Genomic DNA, 24703 nt, shown 5'->3' on the forward strand with positions numbered 1-24703 from the left:
CCTCAGAGGGCACGAAAAAACCGGCTGAGCACCCCGTGCGGGGCCTCAAGCCGGTTCATCGTCTATACAATACGCTCGGTCGATATGCACCGAATCAATCCGCGTATTCTTTATGCCTCATCCTCGTAGGACGCGTACTTTTCTGCGTATGCCGAGTAGTCGTCCTCGTCGTCATAGCGACGGCGGGACGAATCGGAGGACTTCGTTTTCTTCGCGCTGCTCAGCTCGCGCTCGAGCGCGCTGTAGTCGGTCTCGGGGCTGAAGTACTTCATCTCCCGAGCCTGCCTTGTTGCTTTAGCCTTCTGACGGCCGCGCCCCATGGCGTGACCCCCTCTTTCATCCTGTCCGAGGCGAACAGCACGCGCGGCGCATCGCTCTCGGATCGTTCAACAGTCTTTACTACACTATAGAGTACCCTGTTTCAGCCCTGAATGTCTCGCTCAGCGGCACCTATTTTACGTATCAAAGCACTTCTTCGCACCGGAACAACCGTTTTATTTTGCACCGGTAGCCTTTTATACACCAGACGCCAACTCCCTAGATAACACATAGCCCCGCATCGGACGTATCGCTACATCCGATGCGGGGCGAGTGTCTCTCCCACCGGCTCACTCACAAGACCGGGTTCGGAGAGGGTACCGTGCGGGTCATGACATCCCGCACGGAGCTTAGGGGGGCAGCTCCTACCGCTTAGCTTGCGGCAAGGGAGCCGCTAGCTGGCGGTGAAAGAACCCAGCGAGGTGGCGTTCGACGCCAGGGTGGTGCTGGAGGCATCCACGCTATCGGTGGTGGTGTACACGGTGTAGCTCTCGCCCTTGGTGATCTTGGAGCTGGAGACCAGGATCAGTGCGGTGCTGGAGTTCGTCACCTTGTAGTTCGCCACCACGTTACCGGAGGAGTCGGTCACCTGTACGGTGGTGCCGGCGCTCAGGTTCGATACGTTGCTGATCTTCACGTAACCGCTGGTGGAGGAGGTTGCGGGCGCCTCAAACATGTCACCGGAGTTCGCCGCGCTCACGGTCGTACCGTTGAGCAGCAGGTCGCCGTTGGTGTCCAGGGAGGTGTTACCGCCGGTGAAGGGGCCGTTCACGACCAGGGTGCCGCCCGAGAGGGTTGCCGTACCGTTGGAGTCGATGCCGTCGCCGTTCGCGTTCACGGTGACGGTACCGCCGGTGATGTTGATGGTTGCGTCGACGACCTCGAAGGTGCCGCCGCCACCGCCCATACCGCCACCTGCGCCACCGCCAGCCGGGGGCTGACCCATGGTACCGGAGGGTGCCTGGCCGCCTGCCGGTGCCTGGTCGCCTGCCGGAGCCTGACCGCCCTGTGCCGCGTTACCCGGTGCAGCCTGGCCGCTCTGGGTATTCTGCGTAGTCTGGGTATTCTGCGCTGTCTGGTTGGTCTGCGTGGTGGAGGTCGAAGCCGACTCGGTACCGGTCGAGCTAGTGCTGGTGGTGCTGTACGAGGCGTTGATGCCGTCATCCGAGCTGGTCACGTTTACGGTGCCGTCCAAGATGTTGATGTACTGCGCCTCAATACCCTCGTTCGACTGGGTAATGTTCAGGGTACCGCCCGAAATCTCAAGCACGCGCTCGGCCTTGAAACCGTCGTCACCTGCGGAGATGTTCACGGTACCGCTGCTCAGGCGTACCCAGCCGCGGTTGCCGTCGGTGTCGTTGGTTGCCTTGATGCCGTCCTGGCTTGCGGTCACGGTGACGGTGCCGTCCAGGATATCGACGTAGTCCTTACCCTTGATGCCGGTGTTTGCCGCGTTCACCTCCAGGGTGCCGGAGGCAATAACCAGGCCGTCAGTGGTGTGGATACCCTCTTCGTACTTACCCTCAACCTTCAGGGTGCCTTCGCCCGCCAGGGTCAGGTCGCTCTTGGAGTAGATGGCGGCGTCGGGGCTGCCGCTGGCGGTATCGGAGTAGGAGGAGCCGTCAGAGACGGTGTTGGTGGTGCCCGAGGCGGTGTAGATAACGACCTCGTCCGCCTCAACCACGTTGATTACCGCGCCGGTGGAGTTAGTGATGGTCGCGTTGTTCAGAATCAGGCGGACCATGTCGCTGTCGGCTGCCTCAACCTTGACCTGGCCGCTATAGGTGCCGCTCAGGCGGTAGTTACCCGCCTTGGTGATGGTGATGACGCCGTCACTGACGGTCACGCCGTCGGTCGCGGTCGGGTTAGAAAGATCGATAGTAACTTCGCTGGAGGAATCCCAGGTCAGATCCTTCGCGGAGTAGTGGGTGTCCTCGGCGAGCTTCGCGCCGCTCTTCACGTCGGTGGAGAAGGAGTCCGCCACCTTCGACGTGGTATCCGAGGTGCTCGAAGCGGAGGTCGTGGTTGCGCTCGAAGCGCTAGCGTTCGAGGTCGAGGTTGCCGAGCAGCCGGTCAACGCCAGGGCTGCCAGGAGGGTAATGGAGGTTGCGCTCTTGATCATATTGCTCTTTTTCACGGGTTTTCCTTTGTGTTTGGGTGACTACTCGCGGAGAGCTCGCGCCACAGGTGGGGGTACAGGTTGTATGTGAAATGTGAATATGTGTGAGAGCGGTTATTGCCTGTGTGGGGCGAATAAAGCCAGTGTTGTGTTTTGTTCGGAGGGTTATAGGTTAGGGGGCTGGGGGTGCGGGTAAGGTAGGTGCGCTACCCTACCCGCGCATCCCAGGTTGCCGTTTAGGCGGGTTGCCGTTTAGGCGGCTGCGAAATGCTCGGTCAGCAGCTTCTGGTAGTCCTCTTCGGTCATGTCATCCAGATTGAGGCGGGTGCCGTTGACCGGTTCCAGGTGCATCCAGTTCTTCAGGGTTTCTTCCCACTTGTTGCTTGCCAGCTGCGGGTTCAGCGCCGCCATGCCGGTTGCAAACTTGGAAATCTTCGCGGGGGTGATGCCCGCATCCCAGAGGTGCTGGTCTGCCACGGAGGGCTCCACACCGGACTTGGTTTCAATGATGACCGCGTTCGGCAGGCCGTAGGTGGTGCCGACCAGGTTGCCGTGGAAGTTACGGTAGTTCACGCCCGCCATGAGGATGTTCTCAGAGAGAGGGGTCCAGGTCAGGGCGTTATCTACGGTCATACGGGAGGCGACCGGGTTCTTCTCGCTCTGCGGCAGGAAGACCGTGGTACGGCGGTAGCCGGTAGTCAGGACCGCCTCGAGCTTGTGCACGGGACCCGCGAGGATGTCACCAAGTGCTGCGGTGATGTACTCGTGGCCTTCCGCGGTGAGCGTATCGCGCTTCTCGAAGGTGTACGGGATACGCTTCTTGACGGTCATATCCTGCTCACCGTCGGTCTTGACCTCCAGGAAGGTCAGCTTCGAGTCCAGGTAGCTACGGGTACGAATCTTGAAGGTATCGTCGCGGCTGTAGGCTGCCGAGTGGTAGCTCTGCATCTGCGGGGTGTCGAAGTAGACCGAGTCGTAGGCGAAGTCGCGCTGGCCATCGATTTCCATGACGGAGGCATCTGCGTCGAGCGTGGAGAGTACCTTGGCGGCGGTTTCTGCGTCGACAATGTACTTGCGGTCCACACGGGTCTGCATGGCTGCCTTCTCGTTCATGGCTTCGAGGCTGATGCTCTTCCACTCTGCGGGGATGATGTTTGCGGCTGCGTTAGTCATGGGTCTTCGTCCTTCTGGGGTGCCGCCCCGGTGCGCTAGGTTGTGCGTTGGGCTGTGCACTAGGGCGGCGTGTCGTGGGTATCTGGGATGGTTGTGCGGTTGGAGTGAATCGGAGGCTTCGAGCTTGTTGCTACTTACCAACCGGCATGCGCTGGAGGGGAACCATCCGAGTATCCAGCGTGGCGTGCGCCTCGGCGGTGGGCGCTACCGGCTGAGTTGCTACAGGCTGGCGGGTTGCGGTTACCTGCGGTGCTGCCGCCTCCACCGCTGCGGGGGTGCCGCCTTCGGGGGTTTCCTTGGGCTGGTAGGTGACGGTGGCGCGGGTCAGGTTGTTCACCATGTCCAGCTCGGTAATCTTCGCCGAGGTGACGGTGTAGCCCAGGCGAGCGGTCAGGTATGCCTTGAGCTCCTCCTCGTCACTGATCGCGCGATCGGCGGTGACGGTCTGAGTCAATTCCGTAGAAATCGGGGCGCTGCGCGAGTCAAGAATCGCGATCAGGGCGACCAGGGTAGCCATCAGGGCGAAGGCGATGTACGCCGGGCTGATGTTCACACCTGCGATCATGCCGACCGAGAGGGCTACGAAGTAGTAGCCGACCTCGCGCTGGCTCAGGGCGGTGGAACGCAGTCGGATAATCGACAGGACACCGAAGAGGCCCATGCCCATGGCGGATGCGTTCGATCCGGCGGATACCAGCGCCACCGAGACGGTGAAAATACCGGCGTTGATGACCGCGTAGGAAATCATCAGTTCGCGGTTGCGGTGCCGCACCATGTAGAGGGTGCAGAGCGCTGCGATGGCTATAGCATCGGCGAGTGCCATGGTCAGAATGTTCATTGGGTGCTCCAGATGTCGTGTCGTGAGATTCGCGGTGCTCGTCGCTGTCTGTTCTTCAGCTTCGGGCTGTGCGTTCTTTGTAGTATCTAGATTCCCGTGCGAGTCTGTGTTTACCCTGTGCTCGCCTTAACTTAGAGATAAGTGTTATGCGTCTCCGATAAACAGCCTTGTCAGTGGTGCTATTTGTCCGTAATTTTTTGCTTCTTTCGCGCCGTTCCCAGCATCCCTAACAGCCTCAAAAGGCACAAAAAATGGGCTCCCTCCGATATGGAGGGAGCCCATCAAAGTAGCTAAAAGCTTAGCGACTAGGCACTATTAAGCCTTCTTGCGCATGCGGGTTGCAACGATGGTCGCGCCACCTGCGCCCAGAGCAATCAGGCCCAGACCAGCAGCAGTCATTGCACCGGATGCACCAGTCTTAGCCAGGGAAGAAGAGCTCTTGGAGGATGCGTTCGAGGAACCGGAGCCCAGGTTGTCGCCGGAACCCAGGTTGTCATTCGAGCCGGAGCTCAGGCTGATGCTGTCAGACTTCTTGGAGTTCTCGTAGTCAACGGGCTGCTCGCAACCATAGTCGTCGCCGTCAGCGTTGAACTTCTCGCGGTAATCCGGGTGGCTCTTGTGAATCGGTGCCAGACCTGCAGCCTCAACGTCGGCGCAGTTCTGGAAACGGAAGTGCTGCTCGCTGTCAGACTTCTGCTCATCGGACTTCTGATCCTCAGACTTCTGCTCTTCGGCAGGCTTCTGGTCCTCAGCGGGCTTGGTTTCCTTAGCGTCCTCAACTGCGGGTGCGGAGGTCTCTTCAGCAGGCTTGGGAGCCTCGGTAGTCGGCTCAGCAGTTGCATCCTTGGACGGCTCGGGAGTGGGATCCTGGGTGGGTTCCGGGGTCGAATCCTGGGAAGGAGCGGGGGTCGGGTCCTCGGTGGGAGCCGGTGCGGGCTGCTCTGCGACCTTAATGGTCACGGTAGCTGCCTTACCGCCACGGGGAACGTCACCGTCCTTCAGGGAGCCGGACAGCAGGTAAATGTCAACGGAAACGCTGCCGTGCAGCTCTTCCTGCCAGGGGATGGTGGCGGAGAAGTTACCATCGCTATCAGCGTGGATTTCCAGGTAGTCCTGGCCGTTAATCTTAACGGCGCCCTTGTTCAGCTTCAGAGCCAGAACGGAACCGGAGGTGCCGTCAGCGGTCTTGAAGCCCTCGCCACCAATGTTCAGGTCCTTACCCTCATACCAGGTGTCGGGAGCAAGGAACTGTGCAGAGTCTGCGTAGGTGTGAACGGTCTGAGGCGCGCCTTCAACAGCGAAGGTTGCGGGGACGGAAGTAGCAATCAGGCCACAGCCAATCAGGGCAGTGGCACCAATGCGTGCGATGTTGTTTCGAATGTTCATGCCCCCCATTCTAACGAGCGAAGCTTGGGATACCGGCTCCCAAGAAGCCAATTTGCCATGACCTGACTCACAAAACATATTTTTCTTGAAGGTTTATTGAAGGCATGGTTGAACTATAGAGACCTTTTACACCGCCGTGCACCCCTAAAGCCTCAACCTAACCTTGAAAAAACTAACAAGTACATACCCCACCCTACCGACACAACACACCAACAAAAACCGCCCCATTAAACGCGAGAATCCCCTCCACCCAAACGCTCAAAAGCGTTCAGAAGAGGGGACTCTCACGCACCGCACCGGGCGGCGGCAATAGTTTTAGGAGTTCTTGCGGTTACGCACAGCAGACACGCCAGCAACACCCAGGCCGAGGGCTACCAGGCCCAGACCAGCAATGGTGAAGGCGTTGGAAGCACCGGTGTTCGCCAGGGAAGAGCGCTGAGCGCGGCTGGAGGTGGAGTTGCTCGAAGAGGAGGAACCGCTACCCAGGTTGTCCAGGCCGCCGGAGTTACGAGAGGAAGAACCAGAGGAACCGTTGGAAGAGGAACCGTTGGAAGAGGAACCGTCGGTCACCTCGCTGTTGATAACCTCGCAGCCCCAATCATTCTTGTCGTTGTCGAACTTCTGACGGAAGTCCGGGTGACTCTTGTGAATGGGTGCCAGGCCAGCAGCCGCAACCTCTGCACAGTTCGCGAAGCGAGTGCTCTCAGCAGAAGCGGTCACCTGCTCGGTCGCAGAGGTGGAATCACCCAGCTGATCCTTCGCATCGTTAGCAACGGATACGCTCTGCTCAGTAGTGGCCGAAGCGGAAGCCGATGCCGAAGCGAAGGGGGTAGCAACCACAGAAGCGGAAGCCGACGCGGTAGCCGGCGGGCTCACCGAAGCAGTAGCGGAAGCCTTCTCATCGGCGCGGTTCTTAATCTTGGCATCCACGGACGCCACAGCATCCTCAGCGGCGGTAGCCGAAGCAGAAGGAGTAGCAGATGCGGAGGACGCAACAGAAGCGGAGGGGGTAGCCACCACGGAAGCCGAAGCGCTCGCGGTCGCCGAAGGGCTCACCGAAGCGGTAGCGCTCGCAGTAGCGGAGGGGGTTGCTTCCTGAACGGAACGAGCCTCAATCTTCACGGTCGCAGCCTTGCCGCCGCGAGCGGTGTCGTTGTCCTTCAGGGAGCCAGAGAGCAGGTAGACGTCCACGGAGATGCGCTCATCCAGATCGCTCTGCCAGGGAATAGAAACGGAGAAGTTACCCTTCTCGTCAGCCTTAACTTCCAGGTAGTCCTTGCCGTCAATCTTGACGGAGCCCTTGTTCAGCTTAATAGCGATGATGGAGCCGGAGGTGCCGTCCTGGGTCAGGAAGCCCTCACCGGTAACCTTCAGGGTTTCACCCTTGTACCAGACCTCAGAAATGTGGGAAGTCGCCTTGTCGGAGTAGACGTGAGTGACGGACTCTTCGCCGTTCTGAGCGAACGTTGCGGGGATTGCGGTGACCACCAGGCCGCAGCCAATCAGGGCGGTGGCACCGAAGCGAGTGATAGTGTGTCGAATGTCCATCCCATCATTTTATCCCCGCATGGTGGGTATATCCGCCTGTCCAGGAGCTATTTGCAATGACTTGCAACACAAAATAGCACTTTCGTGCAGATAACGACGGGCCAGCTACGGGTCAGTGCACGCGCGGCAAAATTCGCCGGGTGCCAGCGTTACCCAGTCGTGCCGGTGCCACCTAGTCGTCAATCTCGTCAAGCATGAGCTCAAGCGCCTCACCCACGCCGGAGCGCCACAGGTAGGTTGCCTTCGCATCGGCGCGGCCCGGGCCACCGTTAATCACGGCAACCGGTTTGCCGGAGCGCAGAGCCTCCAGCACAATCTTGTAGCTGCTCATGACCGCCACTGAGGAGCCCACCACCAGCAGCGCCGAGCACTCGGCGAGCATGGCGTCCTTGCGTGCCTTACGCTCGGCGGGCACGGATTCGCCAAAGTACACCACATCCGGCTTGAGGCGAGTCGAGCCGCAGGCGAGGCAGGGCACCATCTGAAAGTCGCGGATGTAGTGCTCGTCCAGTTCCACGTCGCCGTCGGGGTTCACGCGCAAATCTTCGTCTTCAAGGCGCGCCAGGTAGCCGGGATTCGCCGCGTCCAGGCGCGCATCGAGGCTTTCGCGCCCCTCGTCTTGACCGCAGTCCAGGCAGACGATGCGCGATAGGTCGCCATGCAGGGCCAACAGATTGCGGCTTCCAGCGCGGGAGTGCAGGCCGTCCACGTTCTGCGTGATGACGCCACTGATAGCGCCCAGCTGCTCGAGCTCGGCGAGCGCGTAGTGGGCACGGTTCGGCTGGGCGCGGCGCATGCGGCGCCAACCCACGTAGGAGCGCGCCCAGTAGCGCTGACGGGCAGCATCATCGTAACGGAATTCCTGGTAGGTCATGGGACGGTGGTCGTGCAGGGATCCGCCCGGGCCACGGTAGTCGGGGATGCCGGATTCGGTGCTCACGCCGGCACCGGTCAGCACGAGAACCTTACCGGACTTGAGTAGCCGCGCGATGCCCTCGGCGGCGTACCCCTCCTCGTGGGGTTCGGCGGTATCCGCCACAACGCGCTGGATGGAACGAATCGCGGCCCTGTGCACGGAGGCGATTTCTTCGCGCTGTTCACCGGCGGCGGCGAAGTTCTGGTGGTCGGTCCAGCGGTCCATTCTTCTCCCATGCTCTGTGATTTAGTACATTAAACGGCTGTGGGGCACCCCCTTTCGAGGGTACCCCACAGCCTATTTCTTATGGTTTCGAACTGGCAAACTCAGCCACAGGCTAAGCCCGCCGAGCTAATCAGGTCCGTCCGACTAACCGGTTGAGTTTAGTCCTCGGACTTCTGCTCACGCTCGGAGGTCACCGACAGGCCGTCGCTGGCAACGTCCGGGTTCACGTCCACGGTCACGGTGTCGCCGTCGTGGATGGCACCGGAGAGGATGCCGCGAGCCAGACGGTCGCCGATTTCGCGCTGAACCAGGCGGCGCAGCGGGCGGGCACCGAATGCCGGGTCGTAGCCGGTCTTACCCAGCCACTCCAGGGCCGCGTCGGTCACGTTCAGGGTGAGGCGGCGGTCCTCCAGGCGCTTAGCCATGCTCTTGACCTGCAGACCCACAATCTGGCCCAGGTTCTCAGCCGACAGGGGCTGGAACATGATGATGTCATCCAGTCGGTTGAGGAACTCGGGGCGGAATGCCTGGTGCACAACCTCCATAGCCTTCTCGGAACGCTCGTCGAAGGGCAGGTCCTGGTTGACCAGGTACTGCGAGCCGAGGTTCGAGGTCAGGATCAGGATGACGTTGCGGAAGTCCACGGTGCGGCCCTGACCGTCGGTCAGGCGGCCGTCATCGAGCACCTGCAGTAGGATGTCGAAGACCTCGGGGTGTGCCTTCTCAACCTCGTCGAGCAGGACCACCGAGTAGGGGCGACGGCGCACGGCCTCGGTCAGCTGACCGCCCTCTTCGTGGCCAACGTATCCGGGAGGAGCACCGACCAGGCGAGAAACGGTGTGCTTCTCGGAGTACTCGCTCATGTCGATACGCACCAGGGCGCGCTCGTCATCAAACTGGAACTCAGCCAGTGCCTTAGCCAGCTCGGTCTTACCGACACCGGTCGGGCCCAGGAACAGGAAGGAACCAATCGGGCGGTTCGGGTCGGAAATACCGGCGCGAGCGCGGCGCACGGCGTCAGCGACAGCTACCACTGCGTCTTCCTGACCAATCAGGCGGGCACCGATGCGCTTCTCCATTTCGAGCAGCTTCTCGGACTCACCCTGCATCATGCGGCCTGCGGGAATGCCGGTCCAGGAGGAAATCACCTCGGCGATATCGTCCGCGGTGACCTCTTCGGAAACCATGGACTCGCTCTTAGCGGTGTCCTCGGCGCGCTGTGCTTCTTCCAGCTCAGCCTGCTTTGCCGGAATCTCACCGTACAGCAGGCGGGATGCCTCGGCGAGGTTGCCCTCGCGCTGTGCGACCTCTGCGCGGGAACGCAGCTCGTCAATCTGGGTCTTGATGTCACCCACGCGGTTCAGGCTTGCCTTCTCAGCTTCCCAACGGGCGTTGAGGGCGTCGAGCTCTTCCTTCTTGTCCGCCATGTCCTTGCGCAGGGCCTCCAGGCGCTCAACCGATGCGGGATCGGTCTCGTCGGCAAGAGCCAGCTCCTCCATGGTGAGGCGGTCCACGGCGCGGCGCAGCTGGTCAATTTCCTCCGGTGCGGAGTCAATTTCCATGCGCAGGCGGGATGCTGCCTCATCAATCAGGTCAATTGCCTTGTCCGGCAGCTGACGGGAGGGAATGTAGCGGTTGGACAGGGTGGCTGCGGCAACCAGCGCGGAGTCAGCAATCTGCACCTTGTGGTGCGCCTCGTAACGTTCCTTCAGACCACGCAGAATACCGATGGTGTCCTCGACGCTGGGCTCGCCCACGTACACCTGCTGGAAGCGGCGCTCCAGGGCGGGGTCCTTCTCGATGTTCTCACGGTACTCGTCCAAGGTGGTGGCACCGATGAGGCGCAACTCACCACGGGCAAGCATGGGCTTGAGCATGTTGCCCGCATCCATGGAACCCTCGGATGCACCAGCACCGACGACGGTGTGAATCTCGTCGATGAAGGTCACGATCTGACCCTCGGACTTCTTAATTTCCTCGAGGACTGCCTTCAGGCGCTCCTCGAACTCGCCGCGGTACTTTGCACCTGCGACCATGGAGCCCAGGTCCAGGCTAATCAGGGTCTTGCCGCGCAGGGATTCGGGCACGTCGCCGGAAACCATGCGCTGTGCCAGGCCCTCGACCACGGCGGTCTTACCGACGCCGGGCTCACCAATCAAAACGGGGTTGTTCTTGGTACGGCGGGAGAGCACCTGCACGACGCGGCGAATCTCGGAGTCACGGCCGATGACCGGGTCAAGCTTGCCTGCGCGGGCAATGGCGGTCAGGTCGGTGCCGTACTTTTCGAGTGCCTGGAAGGTGCCTTCGGGGTCGGGGGTATCCACGGTGCGGTCTCCTCGGACGTTGGGGATGGTCTGCGCGATGAGCTCTGCGGTAGCACCAAGCTTGTGCATTGCTTCAGCGGTGCTATCGGTTCCGCTGGCGATGCCCAGCAGAATCATTTCGGTGGAGACGTAGGTGTCTCCGAAGCCCTGGGCGCGGGTCTGCGCGGTCTGCAGGGCGGAGAGTGCGGAACGGCTGAAGGAGGCGTTCTGCACGGATGAGCCAGATGCCTTGGGCAGCTTCTTGATTTCTGCGGAAGCAGCCTCGGAGATGGCGTCTACATCCAGGCCTGCGGCCTTCAGCACGGAGACTGCGATGCCTTCGCGCTGATCCATCAGGGCCTTGAGAATGTGGCAGGTTTCAATAGTGGGGTTGCCCGCCGTTTGCGCATTGGTATTAGCGGCGGAGATAACTTCTTGACTCTTGGTCGTGAACTTAATATCCATGATGTCCTTTCGTATCGTGCTTTCAGGGGACTATCCTATGTCCCTTCGCATTACATAACTTGAGTCTACTCCACTCAACTATGTTTCGCAAGGACTTTTCAAAAAATTTTCTCCACTTTTTTCGTTTTTCACCCCGCACTGTTCTGAGCCCTAGCCAAAACCCCGCTTGAAAGAGCCTCAACCGAAAGCCCCCAGTCGAAACCGCATTGTTATACTGACCGAATTGGGCGCTACAAGCCCCCACAACAGCTACAGCCCAAGTTGGGAGCTCACATGAAAATACTGGTTCTAGGCGCAACCGGCCGCACCGGCCGCCTCTTCACCCGCAAAGCCCTCGAGGAGGGGCACGCAGTCACCGCCTACGTGCGCAACCCCGATAAGGCACGCACACTTTTGGGAACCCACCCGAACCTCACCATCACCCCCGGCGACCTCAACGATGCCGAACAGCTCGCCGCAGCATCCACCGGGCAGGACGTCATGGTGAGCGCCCTGGGACAGAAGGCCACGGTGCGAGAGTTCCTTCACAGTACGTTCCTACAGGAGCGCCTGCCACTCATCATGCAGACGGTCACGGGCGCAGGCGTGAAGCACTGCGTTCTGCTGAGCGCCTACGGTGTGGGTGATACGGTACGAACCGCATCCCTGCCCATGCGCCTGGCATGCAAGGTCATCATGCGCGGCATTTTCACCGACAAGGTTAAGGCGGACGCCCTGGTCGCCGAATATCAGCCGTATATTTCGCGGGCGCACCCGGGCAGGCTGACCGATAAGCCCGGTAGGGGCGGGGTGAAGGTGTTTGATATGGCGAGTGTCAGGCGAACTCCGGGCATTCCAACGATTGCCCGTGAGGACGTTGCCGATGCACTGCTCACTATCGCCGAGAACCCCCAGAACGCGGGCACAGATTTTTTGGTGACGATTGGGAATGCTGTCCTGCGGTCACCCCAGAAATAAACCGGTAGGCTTAATGACATGACGACTACGAACACCTTCCCCGCCGCCATTCTCTTCGACCACGACGGAACCCTGGTCGACACCGAACCCGTATGGGCAGCCGCTAAGGTTGCTCTCACTGCAGATTTCGGTGGCACCTGGACCGAGCAGGACACCCTCGATTGCCTGGGTCTGTCCATGCAGTTCACCCTGGATCGCCTGCGCGAGCGCGGCGTGGATCTGCCGGACGAAGAGATTAATGAACGTCTTGTGGCGAAGGTGCATGATGCTCTGGCGCATCAGCCGGTTGAGTTCCTGCCCGGTATTGAGCGTTTCCTTTCGGAGGTTCGCGAGGCGCAGATTCCGGCGGCTGTCGTCACCAATGCGACCACTTCCGTAGCGCGCCGCACCGCAAACGCGGCTCCCGAGGGCACGTTCTCAGTGGTTATTGGCAACGATGAGACCACCAACCCCAAGCCGGACCCGCAGCCCTATCTTTTGGCGGCAGAGCGTCTGGGTGTTGATCCGACTCGGTGCGTGGCTCTCGAGGATTCCCCTTCGGGCGTGCGCAGCGCAACCGCGGCGGGCATGCGTGTCATTGTTGTGCCGGGCGAGCTGGAGGTTCCGGCGGAGCTGGGCACTGTGCGCCTCAAGCATGAGGAGCTGACCCTACAGGCAGTGCGTGCACTGGCATAGCCGCTTGGTTCGCAGAGTGGAGGCTCTGTAGAAAACTGAATACGCTTCACCGTAAAGGGTGGGATGCGCGACACGAGATACCGCGCATCCCACCCTTTGTGTATACCTGGGCGGTGAGCCGCGGGCGTTTGGGCGGGGCTTTTGAGCGAGGGTTTAAGGTTGGCGCAACACTCAGATGACAATTTATTACGAATTACTCAAAATAACCTTGACAGCGGCTCCTTAAAATGATTTACTCATAATAACGATTCGGCGGGGCGCACAAATCCCACCGAACCAAAAACATCACAGCATCAAGAAGGAGACCATCATGGCATTCGCAAACTACACCGCACCCGGCCTGACCCTCGAAGAAGGCAAGGGCATTTCTGAGGTTCTCCAGGCACGTCTGCACGACCTGAACGACCTGCACCTGCTGCTGAAGCACGCACACTGGAACGTGACCGGCCCCGGCTTCATCGCCGTTCACGAGATGATTGACCCCCAGGTCGACACCGTCCGCGAGTTCGTTGACGCCATCGCAGAGCGTATGGCAACCCTGGGCGCAACCCCCAACGGTCTGGCTGGCGCACTGGTTGCACAGCGCTCCGTCGAGGACTACCCCGTTGGCCGCGCACGCGTTGCCGACCACCTGCACGCCCTGAACGATGTCTACACCCGCGTGATTGAGGACCACCGCAAGGCTATTGCTTTCGCTGGCGAGTCCGACCCCGTCACCGAGGACCTGCTGATTGGCCAGACCGCTGAGCTGGAGAAGTTCCAGTGGTTCATCCGCGCGTTCCTGGAGAACGGCGAAGGCAATATCTAAGCCCCATATCTAAGCGGCAGTCTCATCATGGCGCGAGCCATATAGGCGCTAACTTTTAGAGTCACGAGACCGGGCGGGTGCGCTCTCCTTTTTTACGGAGGGCGCACCCGCCCGGTTTTTTATGCGCAAAATCTACCCCCATCTACGCACCACCCAACCCTTTGTTCCTCGTCCGCTCGGCATCACAAAGTACGTTGAGGCGAACATGAACACCCGGTTAGGCCGTCCTAGATTTTCTGTTCGGAGTGCTCTACAGTGGTTCACTGGTCAACACAGAACACACAGATTGAACGCATGATTGAGCGCCCGGGAGCTGCCCGGCGCGCCCCGCACCGGCGGAAAGAGAGATATGAGCACGCACGCACCCTACGAGCACGGCGAAGAGACCGAGATGCTCCAAGGCGAGCACCAGCCGACCCGCCACAGCGCGGTCACCGACCCTACGCCCGCGCAGATTAAGCGTTGGCGCCGCTACCTGGCTGATGAAGAGTCGGAGGCGCGCATCTACCGCTACCTGGCGCGCCGCGCCGAGGGTACCGACCGCGAAATCTTGTTGCAGGTTGCCGAGGCGGAGAAGCGTCACCAGCAGCATTGGCGTGACATGCTCGGTGAGCACGCGGATGTGCACGTGCGCCCCTCCCTGCAGTCTCTGCTTCTGCAGTTCTTGGCGAAGAACTTCGGTTCGGTGTTTATTCTGGCGATGGCGCAGCGCGCGGAGTCCCGCTCCCCCTACGCAGAGGACCCCGATGCAACCGAGGAGATGGCGGCTGACGAGGCGATTCACGAGGAGATTATTCGCGCTCTGGCGACCAGCGGTCGTGAGAAGCTCTCGGGTAATTTCCGTGCGGCGGTCTTCGGTGCTAACGACGGTTTGGTCTCGAACCTGGCGCTGATTATGGGTATTACCGCCTCGGGTGCGTCCAGCTCGATGGTTCTGCTCTCGGGTATTGCAGGCCTGCTGGCTGGTGCGCTGTCGATGGCTGCGGGCGAGTTCGTGTCGGTGCGTTCTCAGCGTGAGCTGCTGGATGCGTCCCAGCCGACTCAGGTGACCCTGCGTGTTGCCCACGATTTGGATTTGGACTCGAACGAGCTGGAGCTCATTTACCGTGCCCGCGGCATGGAGCCGGAGGCGGCGCATCACCGCGCGATGGAGCGTTTCGGCTACCTGGATTGTGATTGCGACCCGTCGCTGTCGCACCGTGATGATGAGGAGCGCGAGGAGAACGTGGCGCTGGGCACCGATATTGGTGCCGCAGCGGCTTCCTTCTCGTTCTTCGCTTCGGGTGCGCTGATTCCGATTCTGCCTTATATCTTCGGCCTGTCGGGTGTGGGTGCGATGATCCTGTCCCTGCTGTTCGTGGGTGCGGCTCTAGGCTTCACCGGCGGCGTGGTGGGTCTGCTCTCGGGTGCGTCCCCGCTCAAGCGCGGTATCCGTCAGATTCTGATTGGCTACGGTGCGGCGTTCGTGACCTACCTGCTGGGTCTGGCGTTCGGCACAACTGTCGGTTAGATTTATCCCCTTATTTTTAGGCCTTAACAAGTTTGTATAGTTACTCTGACGTTCATTTTCAAGCGTTTGAGAACTATACAGGTGCAGAAATCCCCCGGCGGATACACTCAGTGTATCCGCCGGGGGATTCATCACTCTCTGCACTTGCACCGCTCAGCACGGGGTAAGCAACAATGCGGGGCGAACCTCGCGGGGCATTGAGCTGAGGCCCTACAGCATAACCAGATTAGGGGTTAATCTGGGTGGTAGTCTCAGCGCCAGAGAGCGCCTTGGTGTCGGTGTAGCCGTTACCGGAGTAGGTAATGGTTGCATTCTGGATGCTGGAGGTCTGCTTGTAGGAGACCCAACCCTGTGCAGGGCTGAAGGACACAATACCGGGCATAATGACGACCTGACCGTACAGCTTGTTACCGGTCTGCTTCAGAGTGTATGCCTTGGTGGTAGTGAAGGTAATGCGGCCCTTGAAGGTGTAGGTGCCATCAGAATTCTTGGTCACGGTCGGAACCGAAGCGGACCATTTACCTGCTGCCTGCGCAACCGACAGGTAGCGCGCCTGACCTGCAGAGGCAACCAGTTCGGTAAGCGTACCGCTCAGCGCACGGCCATTGGGGGTCCATGCCTGACCGTTGACCCTACCGCTCTTAGCAGCGTTCTGAGCGTTAGCAGGCACGGTGTACTCAATATCGGTCACGAAGGTTGCACCGGCTGCCAGGGTTGCGGTGGAGTTCGGAACGTAGCCGGTACCAGTCTTGGGTGCAGTGGTCGGGACAGACCACCAGAAACCGCTAGATGCCACGTAGGAGCCGGGGGATGCAGTCTGGGAGTTGTTAACCGGGGTAAAGGTACCCTCACCGTTGATGAACAGGTCACGGTTGGTGGGCTTGGAAGCGCTGTCGTCCCAGTTCAGGTCGGATTCAGGCTTGGAAGAAGACGCGAAGTACGCCTCAGGAGTGGTCGGGTGAATGGGGCCGGTGCTGGTGGACGAAGCGTAACCAACAAAGCCGCCACCATACTGAGCGCTGACGAACAGGCCGCTCTGGATAGTCAGCTTCTCCTCAGAATCATCGCTCCTGGAGGATGCTGCGTAGGCCGGCACAGCAGCAGAAGCCGCAATAACAGGTGCAGACCAGACGCCTGCCTTAGCGACAGAACGACGGGAAATGGGCTGAGTCATGAGTGAATGTTCTCCTCGTATGTGATGACATATAGATTAGAGCCCGCAGGTATAACAATCTGACTAGGCTCAATGGGTTCTATTGTATAACGCCCTAGCATAGACTTTTCATATGTTTCACCATGATATGTATAACAAAACAGACTCTTCGCTCACTGAACTATTTTCAAAAATCTGATTTAACACGTAAATGCCGGCAGTCTTGCGACTACCGGCATTTACCGTGATTAACTTTACTTCGCTGCGAAGATTTCGCGCATCAGGTTTGCAGCCTCGGAGGGGGTCTTACCGACCTTCACGCCTGCTGCTTCCAGAGCTTCCTTCTTCGCCTGAGCGGTACCGGAGGAACCGGAGACAATAGCGCCTGCGTGGCCCATGGTCTTACCCTCAGGTGCGGTGAAGCCTGCAATGTAACCGACGACGGGCTTGGTCACGTTTGCCTTGATGTACTCAGCGGCACGCTCCTCAGCGTCACCACCAATCTCACCAATCATGACGATTGCCTCAGTCTCGGGGTCAGCCTCGAAAGCTTCCAGAGCGTCGATGTGGGTGGTGCCGATGATGGGGTCGCCACCAATACCGATAGCGGTGGTGAAACCAATGTCAGACAGTTCGTACATCAGCTGGTAGGTCAGGGTACCGGACTTGGAAACCAGACCAATCTTGCCCTTGCCGGTGATGTTCGCCGGGATAATGCCGACCAGGCACTCCTCGGGGGAGATGATGCCGGGGCAGTTGGGGCCGATGATGCGGGTGATCTGCTTGCCGTTCTCGTCCACGGATGCCTTAGCAGCTGCCCAGAACTCTGCGGAGTCCTGAACCGGAACGCCCTCGGTGATGACCACGACGAGGCCAATCTTAGCCTCGATAGCCTCGAGAACTGCTGCCTTGGTGAAGGCCGGGGGAACGAACACGATGGAGACGTTCGCGCCGGTCTTCTCCATAGCCTCAGCCACGGTACCGTACACGTTCAGCTCGATGTCCGAGCCGTCCTTTGCCTTGTGGGAGACGGTGGTGCCAGCCTTGCGGGCGTTCACGCCGCCCACAATGTTGGTGCCTGCTGCGAGCATGCGTGCGGTGTGCTTGGTACCCTCGCCACCGGTGATGCCCTGAACGATGACCTTGGAGTCCTTGTTCACAAAGATAGACATATTACTTCCTTGAAATCCTTTGCTGGCGATTACGCCTTGTGAGCGAGCTCTGCTGCCTTGTCAGCGCCGGAGTCCATGGTCTCAGCCAGAACAACCAGCGGGTGGTTCGCCTCGGAGAGGATGCGGCGACCCTCAGCAACGTTGTTGCCGTCCAGGCGCACAACCAGGGGCTTGGTTGCTGCGTCGCCCAGAATCTCCAGAGCCTTCACAATGCCGTCTGCCACTGCGTCACATGCGGTGATGCCGCCGAAGACGTTCACGAAAACGCTCTTGACCTGCTCGTCGCCCAGAATGATTTCCAGGCCAGCAGCCATAACCTCAGCGGACGCGCCGCCACCAATATCAAGGAAGTTTGCGGGCTTGACGTTGCCGTGGTTCTCACCAGCGTATGCAACGACGTCCAGGGTGGACATAACCAGACCTGCACCGTTACCAACGATGCCGACCTCGCCGTCCAGCTTCACGTAGTTCAGGTCGAACTGCTTTGCCTTAGCTTCCAGCGGGTTCTCAGCGGACTTGTCCACGAGAGCCTCGTGCTCGGGCTGGCGGAATTCTGCGTTGTCGTCCAGGGAGACCTTGCCGTCCAGGGCGAGGATGGTGCCCTCGGGGGTCAGAACGAGGGGGTTAACCTCAACCAGGGTTGCGTCTTCCTTGGTGTAGACTTCGCCCAGCTTGACGAGAACGGGAACAACCTTCTCCTGCAGTTCTGCGGAGAAACCTGCTGCCTTAGCAATTTCTTCAGCCTTAGCCTGGTCCAGGCCAACCAGCGGGTCAACCTCGATCTTTGCCAGTGCCTCGGGACGCTCAGCAGCGAGCTGCTCAATTTCCATACCGCCTTCTACCGAGCACATTGCCAGGTAGGAGCGGTTTGCACGGTCCAGCAGGAGGGAGAAGTAGTATTCTTCGGCGATGTCTGCGCCGTCAGCGACCAGCACGCGGTGAACGGTGTGGCCCTTGATGTCCATGCCGAGAATTGCCTTAGCGTGCTCGTAAGCTTCTTCGGGGGACTTTGCGAGCTTAACGCCGCCAGCCTTACCGCGGCCGCCGGTCTTAACCTGAGCCTTAATGACGGTCAGGCCGCCAATTTCCTCAGCTGCTGCCTTTGCTTCTTCAGGGGTGGTCGCAACAATGCCCTTGAGCACGGGTACGCCGTGCTTTGCGAAGAGATCGCGCGCCTGGTATTCGAAAAGGTCCACAGGTGTCCTTCTTCTTCGAAGTGGTGCCGAGTACTGGTGCACTCGGCCTGGTCATTAGAGGAGGTTCCCCCATGCGGCCGGTACGGTGCGATAGGGGTCTCTCGCACCCGGCGCACACGCATCATTGACGCGGGGAATTTCTCTCGTCTCTACTCTATCGGATTCGGCGTGAGCTCGCACTCACAGAGCCCCAAATCTGAGATTTTAGCGACTCAGCTCACACATATTTTGGGTACGTTTTACCCAAAGGTTGCGTACCGGGTAACTAACCCGAGCACGCGGCGCCCCATCCGCCGCGAAATACCGGTGAAAACGCGACATTACCGCCGCGCGCAGAAGAGCATCCGGACCTTTCTCACCAGGCGGACAACACGCCCGGTACAGCGCACAAAAGAGGGGCGGGCACCCGCAGGTACCCGCCCCTCCATCGGCGTTGCCAGGTTCTCACTCCCGGCGCGTTAGCTCACCTTCTCCAGCGGCGCGTAACGCAGCAGCAGACGCTTCTCTTCCGAGCCGAAGCGAACCTTCGCCACGGTCTTATCGCCGCTGCCCTCAACGGCGAGCACACGACCCTCACCGAACTTGGTGTGGCGCACGGTATCGCCAACCGCCAGGGTCGGGATTTCCTTGCTCTGATGCACGCGGGAACGGTTCGTCACCTTCGAGGAGGCGGCAGCCGCCGCCAGCCCGTAGCTTGCCGAGCCGTTAATATCCGCGGTGGACGGCTCGGAGCGGCGTGCGGGGCGGGACTCGTAGGGATCGTAGGAGCCTCGCGAGCTATAGCCGCCGGAGCCGTAACCGCCCGAGTAGCCGCCGGAGCCGTATCCGGAGCGGGAACCACCCGAATAGCCGCCACCATAGGAGCTGCCTCCATAGGAGCCGCCGCCGCGAGCGCCGTACGCACCCATACCGGAGGCACCAAAACCCGAGAAACCGGCGGTGCGCTTCCACTCGATCAGCTCCTCCGGAATCTCTTCCAGGAAGGGCGAAGGCGGGTTGAACTGGCTCTTGCCCCACATCGTGCGGGTCTCGGAGCGGGTCAGGTACAGGCGCTCCATGGCGCGAGTCAGACCCACGTACGCAAGGCGGCGCTCCTCACTCATCTCCTTCTCGTCGGTCAGGGCACGCTGATGCGGGAACAGTCCGTGCTCCATGCCGGTCAGGAACACCACGGGGAACTCTAGGCCCTTAGCGGTGTGCAGGGTCATGAGGGTGACCATGCCCTGTGCCTTCGCCTCGGCTGCTTCGGCGGCAATCTGCGCTGCGGAGGCGTTCTCACCCTCCGCGCTGGCGGGGCGGTTCGGAATCGAGTCGGCGTCGGCAACCAGAGCCACGTGCTCGAGGAACTGCTCCAGGTCGGCGCCGGGATTCTCGGTCTCGAACTCGACCATGGCGTCGAGCAGCTCGGAGAGGTTCTCCACGCGCGACTCGTCCTGAATATCCTTGGATGCGCGAAGAGCCGCCAGATATCCGGTCTGCTCCAGGACCGCTTCCAGGCAGGTTGCGGCGGGTTCGGTGCGGGCAATCTGCGCCAGGTCATCCATGAGGCGCACGAACTCGGCGTACTTCTTCACCGCGGCGGCACCCAGGCCGGGGATGTCGGCTGCTTGGCGTGCGGCGGCGTAGAAGGAAATACGGTTCGCACTCGCGTACTCAGCCACCACAGACTCAGACTTGGCACCGATACCGCGCTTGGGTTCATTCAGGATGCGGCGCACGTTCACGTCGTCATCGGGGTTGCTCAGGGCGCGCAGGTAGGCGAGCGCGTCCTTGATTTCCTTACGCTCGTAGAAGCGGGTGCCACCGACCACGCGGTAGGGCAGGCCGGCGCGCATGAGCATGTCCTCGAGGGTTCGGGACTGCGCGTTGGTGCGGTAGAAGATGGCGACGTCACCGGGCTGCACACCGTGCTCATCGGCAAGGCGGTCAATTTCGCGGGTGATGTAGCGTGCCTCGGCGTGCTCGGATTCGGCGACGTACCCGATAATCTTCGCGCCCGCGCCGGAGGCGGTCCACAGCTTCTTGGGGCGGCGGTCGGGGTTGCGTTCAATGACCGCGTTCGCCGCCGAGAGGATGTTCTGCGTGGAGCGGTAGTTCTGCTCGAGCAGGATCGTGTGGGCGTTCGGGTAGTCCTTCTCGAAGTCCGTAATATTGCGGATGTCCGCGCCGCGGAAGGCGTAGATGGACTGGTCGGAGTCACCCACCACGGTCGGCTCGGCAGGGGGCACCGCGTCCGGGTAGGGGCCGCGATCAGCCGGTGCCTTCACGTGGGCGCCGACCAGTTCACGCACCAGCTGGTACTGGGCGTGATTGGTGTCCTGGTACTCATCCACGAGGATGTGGCGGAACTTCCGGCGGTAGTAGTTCGCGATTTCGGGGAACTTCTTCAGCAGGAAGACGGTGCGGCCAATCAGGTCGTCAAAGTCGAGGGAGTTGGCGGCGCGCAGACGCTGCGTGTAGACGGTGTAAATCTGCGAGACGGTCTTCTCGTACGGGTTATCGCTAGCCACGCGGGATGCGTACGCCTCAGCGCTAACCAGCTCGTTCTTCAGCGCGGAGATGCGGTTGCCCACGGCCTTGGCGGTGAACTTCTTGGTGTCCAAGTTGAGCTCTTTAATGATGAGGCTCAGCAGGCGCTGCGAGTCGGTCGAATCGTAGATGGTGAAGGTGGACTTCAACCCGAGGGCGGCGGCCTCACGGCGCAGCACACGCACGCAGAAGCTGTGGAAGGTCGAAATCCACATGTGCTTAGCGCGCGGGCCGACCAGCGCCTCGATACGTTCGCGCATCTCGGCGGCAGCCTTGTTGGTGAAGGTGATGGCGAGAATCTGGCCGGGGGTCGCCCGGTGGGTTGCAAGCAGGTAGGCGATGCGGTGGGTCAGCACGCGGGTCTTGCCGGAGCCAGCGCCCGCAACGATGAGCAGGGGCGAGCCGGAGTGCAGTACGGCCTCTTCCTGGCGTTCGTTGAGCCCCGCGGTGAGGGAGGCGGGGTCCACGGCGCTCAGGCTGTGGGTGCGTTCACCGTAGGGGTCGGCGGGGTCGAAGTCCTCGCCGTAGCCGCCGACGCGGTAGGCGGGCGGCATGAAGTCACCGAGCGGGTCTGCGGCGGTGAAGGCTGCGGGCACGCCGGGTTCAGGCGCGCTGGTAGCGGGGGTACCGTAAGCGGGCATGCCGGTAGGCAGAGCGACGGGTGCGTCCTGTGCGGGCGCCTCCATCACCGGGGCATCCATGGGAGGGGCGTAGTAGTCGTCCTCGGCTGGGGGTACGTCGTAGTACGGGTCGAAGGGCGGCTCGTCAGCCGGTGCAAGGTCAGCCGGTGCGGGTGCTGCGGGGGTGACGAGTTCGGCGGCGAAGAGGCCGTCCTGTTCGGTGAAGGGCTGCTTCTGCTGTTCGGGCTTGTCGCTCATCATCTACCTCGCTGCCTAGAATACACGTTCGATATTCCATGCTACCGCATTTACTCCCCCGCTCCCACCCGTTCGGTCAATCAGCCTCACAATCTAAATCGGCAACGGCACACCGGTGGCACAGAATAGTCATGCTAGGATGACCGCATGACCCAGACCTTACCTCCGAGCCTCTCAATAGCCCTATCGTGCAATGGCTCAGCCGACGAAGCCGCACAGTTCTATACCAGGGTTTTTCGCGATGCTTCTATCGTTGAACAGGTGCCCGGACTTACGACAGCTCTAAGCATCCATGGCTTCCAGCTCTCACTCATTAATGGTGATGACCGGTACGTCCCGAACCAGTCCATCAGCTGCATCCTAAACTTTGATCCGCTCCTCTTCGGTGGTGAGGCGCAAGCGCGAGCATACCTCGATGAACTCTACGAAAAGCTGAGCAGCGGCGGTGTACTCATGGAATTGGGCGAGTACCCTTTCTCTCCCCGCTACGCCTGGGTCCGTGACCGTTTCGGCATGACCTGGCAGCTGATGCTCACCAACCCCGAGGGCGACCCGCGCCCCTTCGTCATCCCCTCATTCATGTTTGGCGGCAAGAATCACGGCAATGCAGAAGAAGCCACCAACAGTTGGCTTTCTATCTTTGACGATGCCCGCCGCGGCACCCTGTATCACTACCCGGAGGGCACCCCCTTCGGATCGGATGCAGTCATGTTCACTGACTTTAACCTGCAGGGCACCTGGCTTGCGGCTGCTGATTCTGGCGCTTTCCACGATTTCACGTTCACACCGGGGGTTTCGGTCGTTGTTTCCTGCCGCGACCAGGAGGAAATTGACCGTTACTGGGAACGGCTCTCCGCGGTGCCCGAGGCAGAGCGTTGCGGCTGGTGTGTAGACCGCTGGGGCGTTTCCTGGCAGGTTGTCCCGAGCAATATTACTGAGCTGATGGCGGACAAGGCCGCCCGCAAGAAGATCCTGCAGATGGGCAAGATTGACCTGTCTCAGCTATAACAACGTGTTTTCTTGAGTACTCGTTACGTGCAGAAACAGAGAAACCGCCCGCGCCTGCTACTGCAAGCGACGGGCGGTTTTCTCGTACCGGCATGACTACCGGTTCTGTGTGCCCCCGAGACGATTCGAACGTCCGACACCTTCTTTAGGAGAGAAGTGCTCTATCCCCTGAGCTACGAGGGCGTACCTATCCAGTATAAAGCACCCCGCACGACTGGTCGCACGGGACCCTATAAGCCACCAGGAGCCGCGCTGTGCCCATGTTTCCGCCCGCACACTGCCCGTCCTGCGTCCCAGCCCGTGTTCACCGCATGAGGACACCCGCACCCGGCACCGGAACCGCTCCTACAATGTACGAATGAGCATCTACATTGACCCGCCCACCTGGCCCGCACACGGCACCGTCTTCTCGCACCTCATCTCCGATGTGTCCCTGGCGGAACTGCACGAGTTCGCCGCGGCAGCGGGCATTAGCGAGCGCGCCTTCGACCGCGACCATTACGATGTGCCGGCGCACCTCTACGATGAGCTGGTGCAGGCGGGCGCGGTTGAGCTCAGCGGCGCGGAGCTGACTCGCACGCTCATTGCGAGCGGTCTACGGATTCCGTTGAAGGAGCGCCCGGAGAAGATTCGCCCGCGTCTACTGCGTGCCTGGGAGGCGGCGTTTGCGTTCCGTCTTGTGCGTATGGAGGCATCCTCCGAGCTGCGAGCTCAACTCACGGCGCAGGTGGCAGAGCTGGGTGAGAGCCTGCTGCAGGCGTGGGAGCAGCCGCACCGCACCTACCACCACAGCGGGCACCTTTCGCAGATGCTCGCCGACCTGGACCGCCTGTACGCGGCATACCCGCAGGGGTCCACTCCCCTGGCGCCGGTTCTGGCGGCGTGGTTCCACGACGCAATCTACGAGGGCGCGCAGGGTGAGGATGAGCGCCGCAGCGAGCAGCTGGCGGGCACCTCCCTGGAGCCGCTGGTGACCGCGGGCCTGCTGAGCGGACACGAGCTGCAGATGGTGCGCCTTCTGGTGCGTGCCACGGCAACCCACGAGCTGCCCGAGTCCGCCGAACTACCGGCGGGCTACGAGGTAACGGATATTGAGTTCTTCCTTGACGCTGACATGGCAATCTTGGCGGCAGACCCGGCACGCTACCGCCGCTACCTGCGCGGGGTGCGTAGCGAGTACTCCCATTTTGACGATGAGGCGTTCCGTACCGGCCGTACGACCTTCCTGCGTTCCATCCTGGAGCGCGAGCGTATCTTCCTCTCTGAGCAGGGTCTGCAACTCTGGGAGGAGCCCGCGCGGACTAACCTGCGGGCTGAGCTGACCGAGTGGGAGCAAGACCCTCAGAAGCTTCTGCCGGTTCTCGCGCCCTAGAAGGTCTCTCCGAAACGCAGCCAGCCGCCTACATGCATACCGCCGAGAATGCACCCGTACTAAGGGGCGCTCTCGGCGGTATTCTATGGAATCTCTCGGGTACGCAAAAGGCGCCTACCCCGTGCGGGGTGGGCGCCTTTTGAGAAGTATGTTG

18 protein-coding genes and 1 tRNA gene are annotated in these 24703 nt (G+C 60.8%); 6 read left to right on the top strand and 13 right to left on the bottom strand.

Going from position 1 to position 24703, the window contains the following annotated elements:
- Positions 1 to 110: 110 nt before the first annotated feature.
- The 8 genes from AB8E48_RS05925 to clpB form a co-directional block, all read right to left on the bottom strand.
- Positions 111 to 320 (bottom strand): DUF3073 domain-containing protein, encoded by a 210-nt coding sequence (locus tag AB8E48_RS05925; RefSeq protein WP_005504588.1) that lies wholly within the window; start codon positions 318 to 320, stop codon positions 111 to 113.
- Between the two features lie 392 nt (positions 321 to 712).
- Positions 713 to 2455, bottom strand: a complete 1743-nt coding sequence (locus tag AB8E48_RS05930) for a carbohydrate-binding domain-containing protein (RefSeq protein WP_368886086.1) — start codon at positions 2453 to 2455, stop codon at positions 713 to 715.
- A 234-nt stretch (positions 2456 to 2689) separates the two neighbouring features.
- Positions 2690 to 3610 carry a polyphosphate polymerase domain-containing protein gene (locus AB8E48_RS05935; RefSeq protein ID WP_296545563.1) on the bottom strand — a complete coding sequence of 307 codons (921 nt, stop codon included), beginning with the start codon at positions 3608 to 3610 and terminating at the stop codon, positions 2690 to 2692.
- 130 nt (positions 3611 to 3740) lie between these two features.
- Positions 3741 to 4448: a DUF4956 domain-containing protein gene (locus tag AB8E48_RS05940; RefSeq protein WP_296545564.1), complete on the bottom strand. Its 708-nt coding sequence runs from the start codon at positions 4446 to 4448 to the stop codon at positions 3741 to 3743.
- Positions 4449 to 4763: 315 nt separating this feature from the next.
- The gene (locus AB8E48_RS05945; protein WP_368886087.1) at positions 4764 to 5834 is read right to left on the bottom strand and encodes an excalibur calcium-binding domain-containing protein; all 1071 of its coding nucleotides are present in this window, start codon (positions 5832 to 5834) and stop codon (positions 4764 to 4766) included.
- 315 nt (positions 5835 to 6149) lie between these two features.
- Positions 6150 to 7382 (bottom strand): excalibur calcium-binding domain-containing protein, encoded by a 1233-nt coding sequence (locus AB8E48_RS05950; protein WP_368886088.1) that lies wholly within the window; start codon positions 7380 to 7382, stop codon positions 6150 to 6152.
- Positions 7383 to 7554: 172 nt separating this feature from the next.
- Entirely contained in the window at positions 7555 to 8523 is a 969-nt protein-coding gene (locus tag AB8E48_RS05955) for a Sir2 family NAD-dependent protein deacetylase (protein ID WP_368886089.1), read from the bottom strand.
- 158 nt (positions 8524 to 8681) lie between these two features.
- On the bottom strand, positions 8682 to 11291 hold the full coding sequence (clpB, locus tag AB8E48_RS05960) for an ATP-dependent chaperone ClpB (RefSeq protein WP_368886090.1): 2610 nt from the start codon (positions 11289 to 11291) through the stop codon (positions 8682 to 8684).
- A gap of 273 nt (positions 11292 to 11564) precedes the next feature.
- Here clpB and AB8E48_RS05965 point away from each other — a divergent pair, with 273 nt between their 5' ends.
- The 4 genes from AB8E48_RS05965 to AB8E48_RS05980 all read left to right on the top strand — a co-directional run bounded on the left by AB8E48_RS05965 (position 11565) and on the right by AB8E48_RS05980 (position 15241).
- Positions 11565 to 12248: an NAD(P)-dependent oxidoreductase gene (locus AB8E48_RS05965; RefSeq protein WP_368886091.1), complete on the top strand. Its 684-nt coding sequence runs from the start codon at positions 11565 to 11567 to the stop codon at positions 12246 to 12248.
- Between the two features lie 18 nt (positions 12249 to 12266).
- A complete protein-coding gene (locus tag AB8E48_RS05970; RefSeq protein WP_368886092.1) occupies positions 12267 to 12923 on the top strand; it encodes an HAD family hydrolase in 657 nt (218 codons plus the stop codon).
- A 310-nt stretch (positions 12924 to 13233) separates the two neighbouring features.
- Positions 13234 to 13731, top strand: a complete 498-nt coding sequence (gene dps, locus AB8E48_RS05975) for a DNA starvation/stationary phase protection protein Dps (RefSeq protein ID WP_294627814.1) — start codon at positions 13234 to 13236, stop codon at positions 13729 to 13731.
- Between the two features lie 349 nt (positions 13732 to 14080).
- Positions 14081 to 15241 (top strand): VIT1/CCC1 transporter family protein, encoded by a 1161-nt coding sequence (locus AB8E48_RS05980; protein ID WP_390896013.1) that lies wholly within the window; start codon positions 14081 to 14083, stop codon positions 15239 to 15241.
- A gap of 226 nt (positions 15242 to 15467) precedes the next feature.
- Here AB8E48_RS05980 and AB8E48_RS05985 read toward each other — a convergent pair whose 3' ends face one another.
- The 4 genes from AB8E48_RS05985 to AB8E48_RS06000 form a co-directional block, all read right to left on the bottom strand.
- Entirely contained in the window at positions 15468 to 16415 is a 948-nt protein-coding gene (locus AB8E48_RS05985) for an amino acid oxidase (RefSeq protein ID WP_368886093.1), read from the bottom strand.
- A 233-nt stretch (positions 16416 to 16648) separates the two neighbouring features.
- Complete coding sequence (sucD, locus tag AB8E48_RS05990) at positions 16649 to 17566, bottom strand: succinate--CoA ligase subunit alpha (protein ID WP_368886094.1); 918 nt, start codon at positions 17564 to 17566, stop codon at positions 16649 to 16651.
- Between the two features lie 29 nt (positions 17567 to 17595).
- On the bottom strand, positions 17596 to 18762 hold the full coding sequence (gene sucC / locus AB8E48_RS05995) for an ADP-forming succinate--CoA ligase subunit beta (protein ID WP_105360621.1): 1167 nt from the start codon (positions 18760 to 18762) through the stop codon (positions 17596 to 17598).
- Positions 18763 to 19220: 458 nt separating this feature from the next.
- On the bottom strand, positions 19221 to 22172 hold the full coding sequence (locus tag AB8E48_RS06000; protein WP_368886095.1) for a UvrD-helicase domain-containing protein: 2952 nt from the start codon (positions 22170 to 22172) through the stop codon (positions 19221 to 19223).
- Positions 22173 to 22316: 144 nt separating this feature from the next.
- On the opposite strand from AB8E48_RS06000, the gene AB8E48_RS06005 reads away from it, so the two are divergent.
- A complete protein-coding gene (locus AB8E48_RS06005) occupies positions 22317 to 23177 on the top strand; it encodes a VOC family protein (RefSeq protein ID WP_368886096.1) in 861 nt (286 codons plus the stop codon).
- 110 nt (positions 23178 to 23287) lie between these two features.
- On the opposite strand, the gene AB8E48_RS06010 is transcribed toward AB8E48_RS06005, so the two are convergent.
- Positions 23288 to 23360, bottom strand: a tRNA-Arg gene (locus AB8E48_RS06010).
- 175 nt (positions 23361 to 23535) lie between these two features.
- Here AB8E48_RS06010 and AB8E48_RS06015 point away from each other — a divergent pair.
- Positions 23536 to 24549, top strand: a complete 1014-nt coding sequence (locus tag AB8E48_RS06015; protein WP_368886097.1) for a DUF4031 domain-containing protein — start codon at positions 23536 to 23538, stop codon at positions 24547 to 24549.
- The last annotated feature ends 154 nt before the right edge of the window (positions 24550 to 24703 follow it).

This window comes from Rothia mucilaginosa, assembly GCF_964211445.1.
GTDB lineage: Bacteria > Actinomycetota > Actinomycetes > Actinomycetales > Micrococcaceae > Rothia > Rothia mucilaginosa_E.

Coding starts and splice junctions, on each gene's coding strand:
- AB8E48_RS05925 (WP_005504588.1), bottom strand. CDS start 320: ATGGGGCGCGGCCGTCAGAAGGCTAAAGCAACAAGGCAGGCTCGGGAG.
- AB8E48_RS05935 (WP_296545563.1), bottom strand. CDS start 3,610: ATGACTAACGCAGCCGCAAACATCATCCCCGCAGAGTGGAAGAGCATC.
- AB8E48_RS05940 (WP_296545564.1), bottom strand. CDS start 4,448: ATGAACATTCTGACCATGGCACTCGCCGATGCTATAGCCATCGCAGCG.
- AB8E48_RS05945 (WP_368886087.1), bottom strand. CDS start 5,834: ATGAACATTCGAAACAACATCGCACGCATTGGTGCCACTGCCCTGATT.
- AB8E48_RS05950 (WP_368886088.1), bottom strand. CDS start 7,382: ATGGACATTCGACACACTATCACTCGCTTCGGTGCCACCGCCCTGATT.
- AB8E48_RS05955 (WP_368886089.1), bottom strand. CDS start 8,523: ATGGACCGCTGGACCGACCACCAGAACTTCGCCGCCGCCGGTGAACAG.
- clpB (WP_368886090.1), bottom strand. CDS start 11,291: ATGGATATTAAGTTCACGACCAAGAGTCAAGAAGTTATCTCCGCCGCT.
- AB8E48_RS05965 (WP_368886091.1), top strand. CDS start 11,565: ATGAAAATACTGGTTCTAGGCGCAACCGGCCGCACCGGCCGCCTCTTC.
- AB8E48_RS05970 (WP_368886092.1), top strand. CDS start 12,267: ATGACGACTACGAACACCTTCCCCGCCGCCATTCTCTTCGACCACGAC.
- dps (WP_294627814.1), top strand. CDS start 13,234: ATGGCATTCGCAAACTACACCGCACCCGGCCTGACCCTCGAAGAAGGC.
- AB8E48_RS05980 (WP_390896013.1), top strand. CDS start 14,081: ATGAGCACGCACGCACCCTACGAGCACGGCGAAGAGACCGAGATGCTC.
- AB8E48_RS05985 (WP_368886093.1), bottom strand. CDS start 16,415: ATGACTCAGCCCATTTCCCGTCGTTCTGTCGCTAAGGCAGGCGTCTGG.
- sucD (WP_368886094.1), bottom strand. CDS start 17,566: ATGTCTATCTTTGTGAACAAGGACTCCAAGGTCATCGTTCAGGGCATC.
- AB8E48_RS06000 (WP_368886095.1), bottom strand. CDS start 22,172: ATGATGAGCGACAAGCCCGAACAGCAGAAGCAGCCCTTCACCGAACAG.
- AB8E48_RS06005 (WP_368886096.1), top strand. CDS start 22,317: ATGACCCAGACCTTACCTCCGAGCCTCTCAATAGCCCTATCGTGCAAT.
- AB8E48_RS06015 (WP_368886097.1), top strand. CDS start 23,536: ATGAGCATCTACATTGACCCGCCCACCTGGCCCGCACACGGCACCGTC.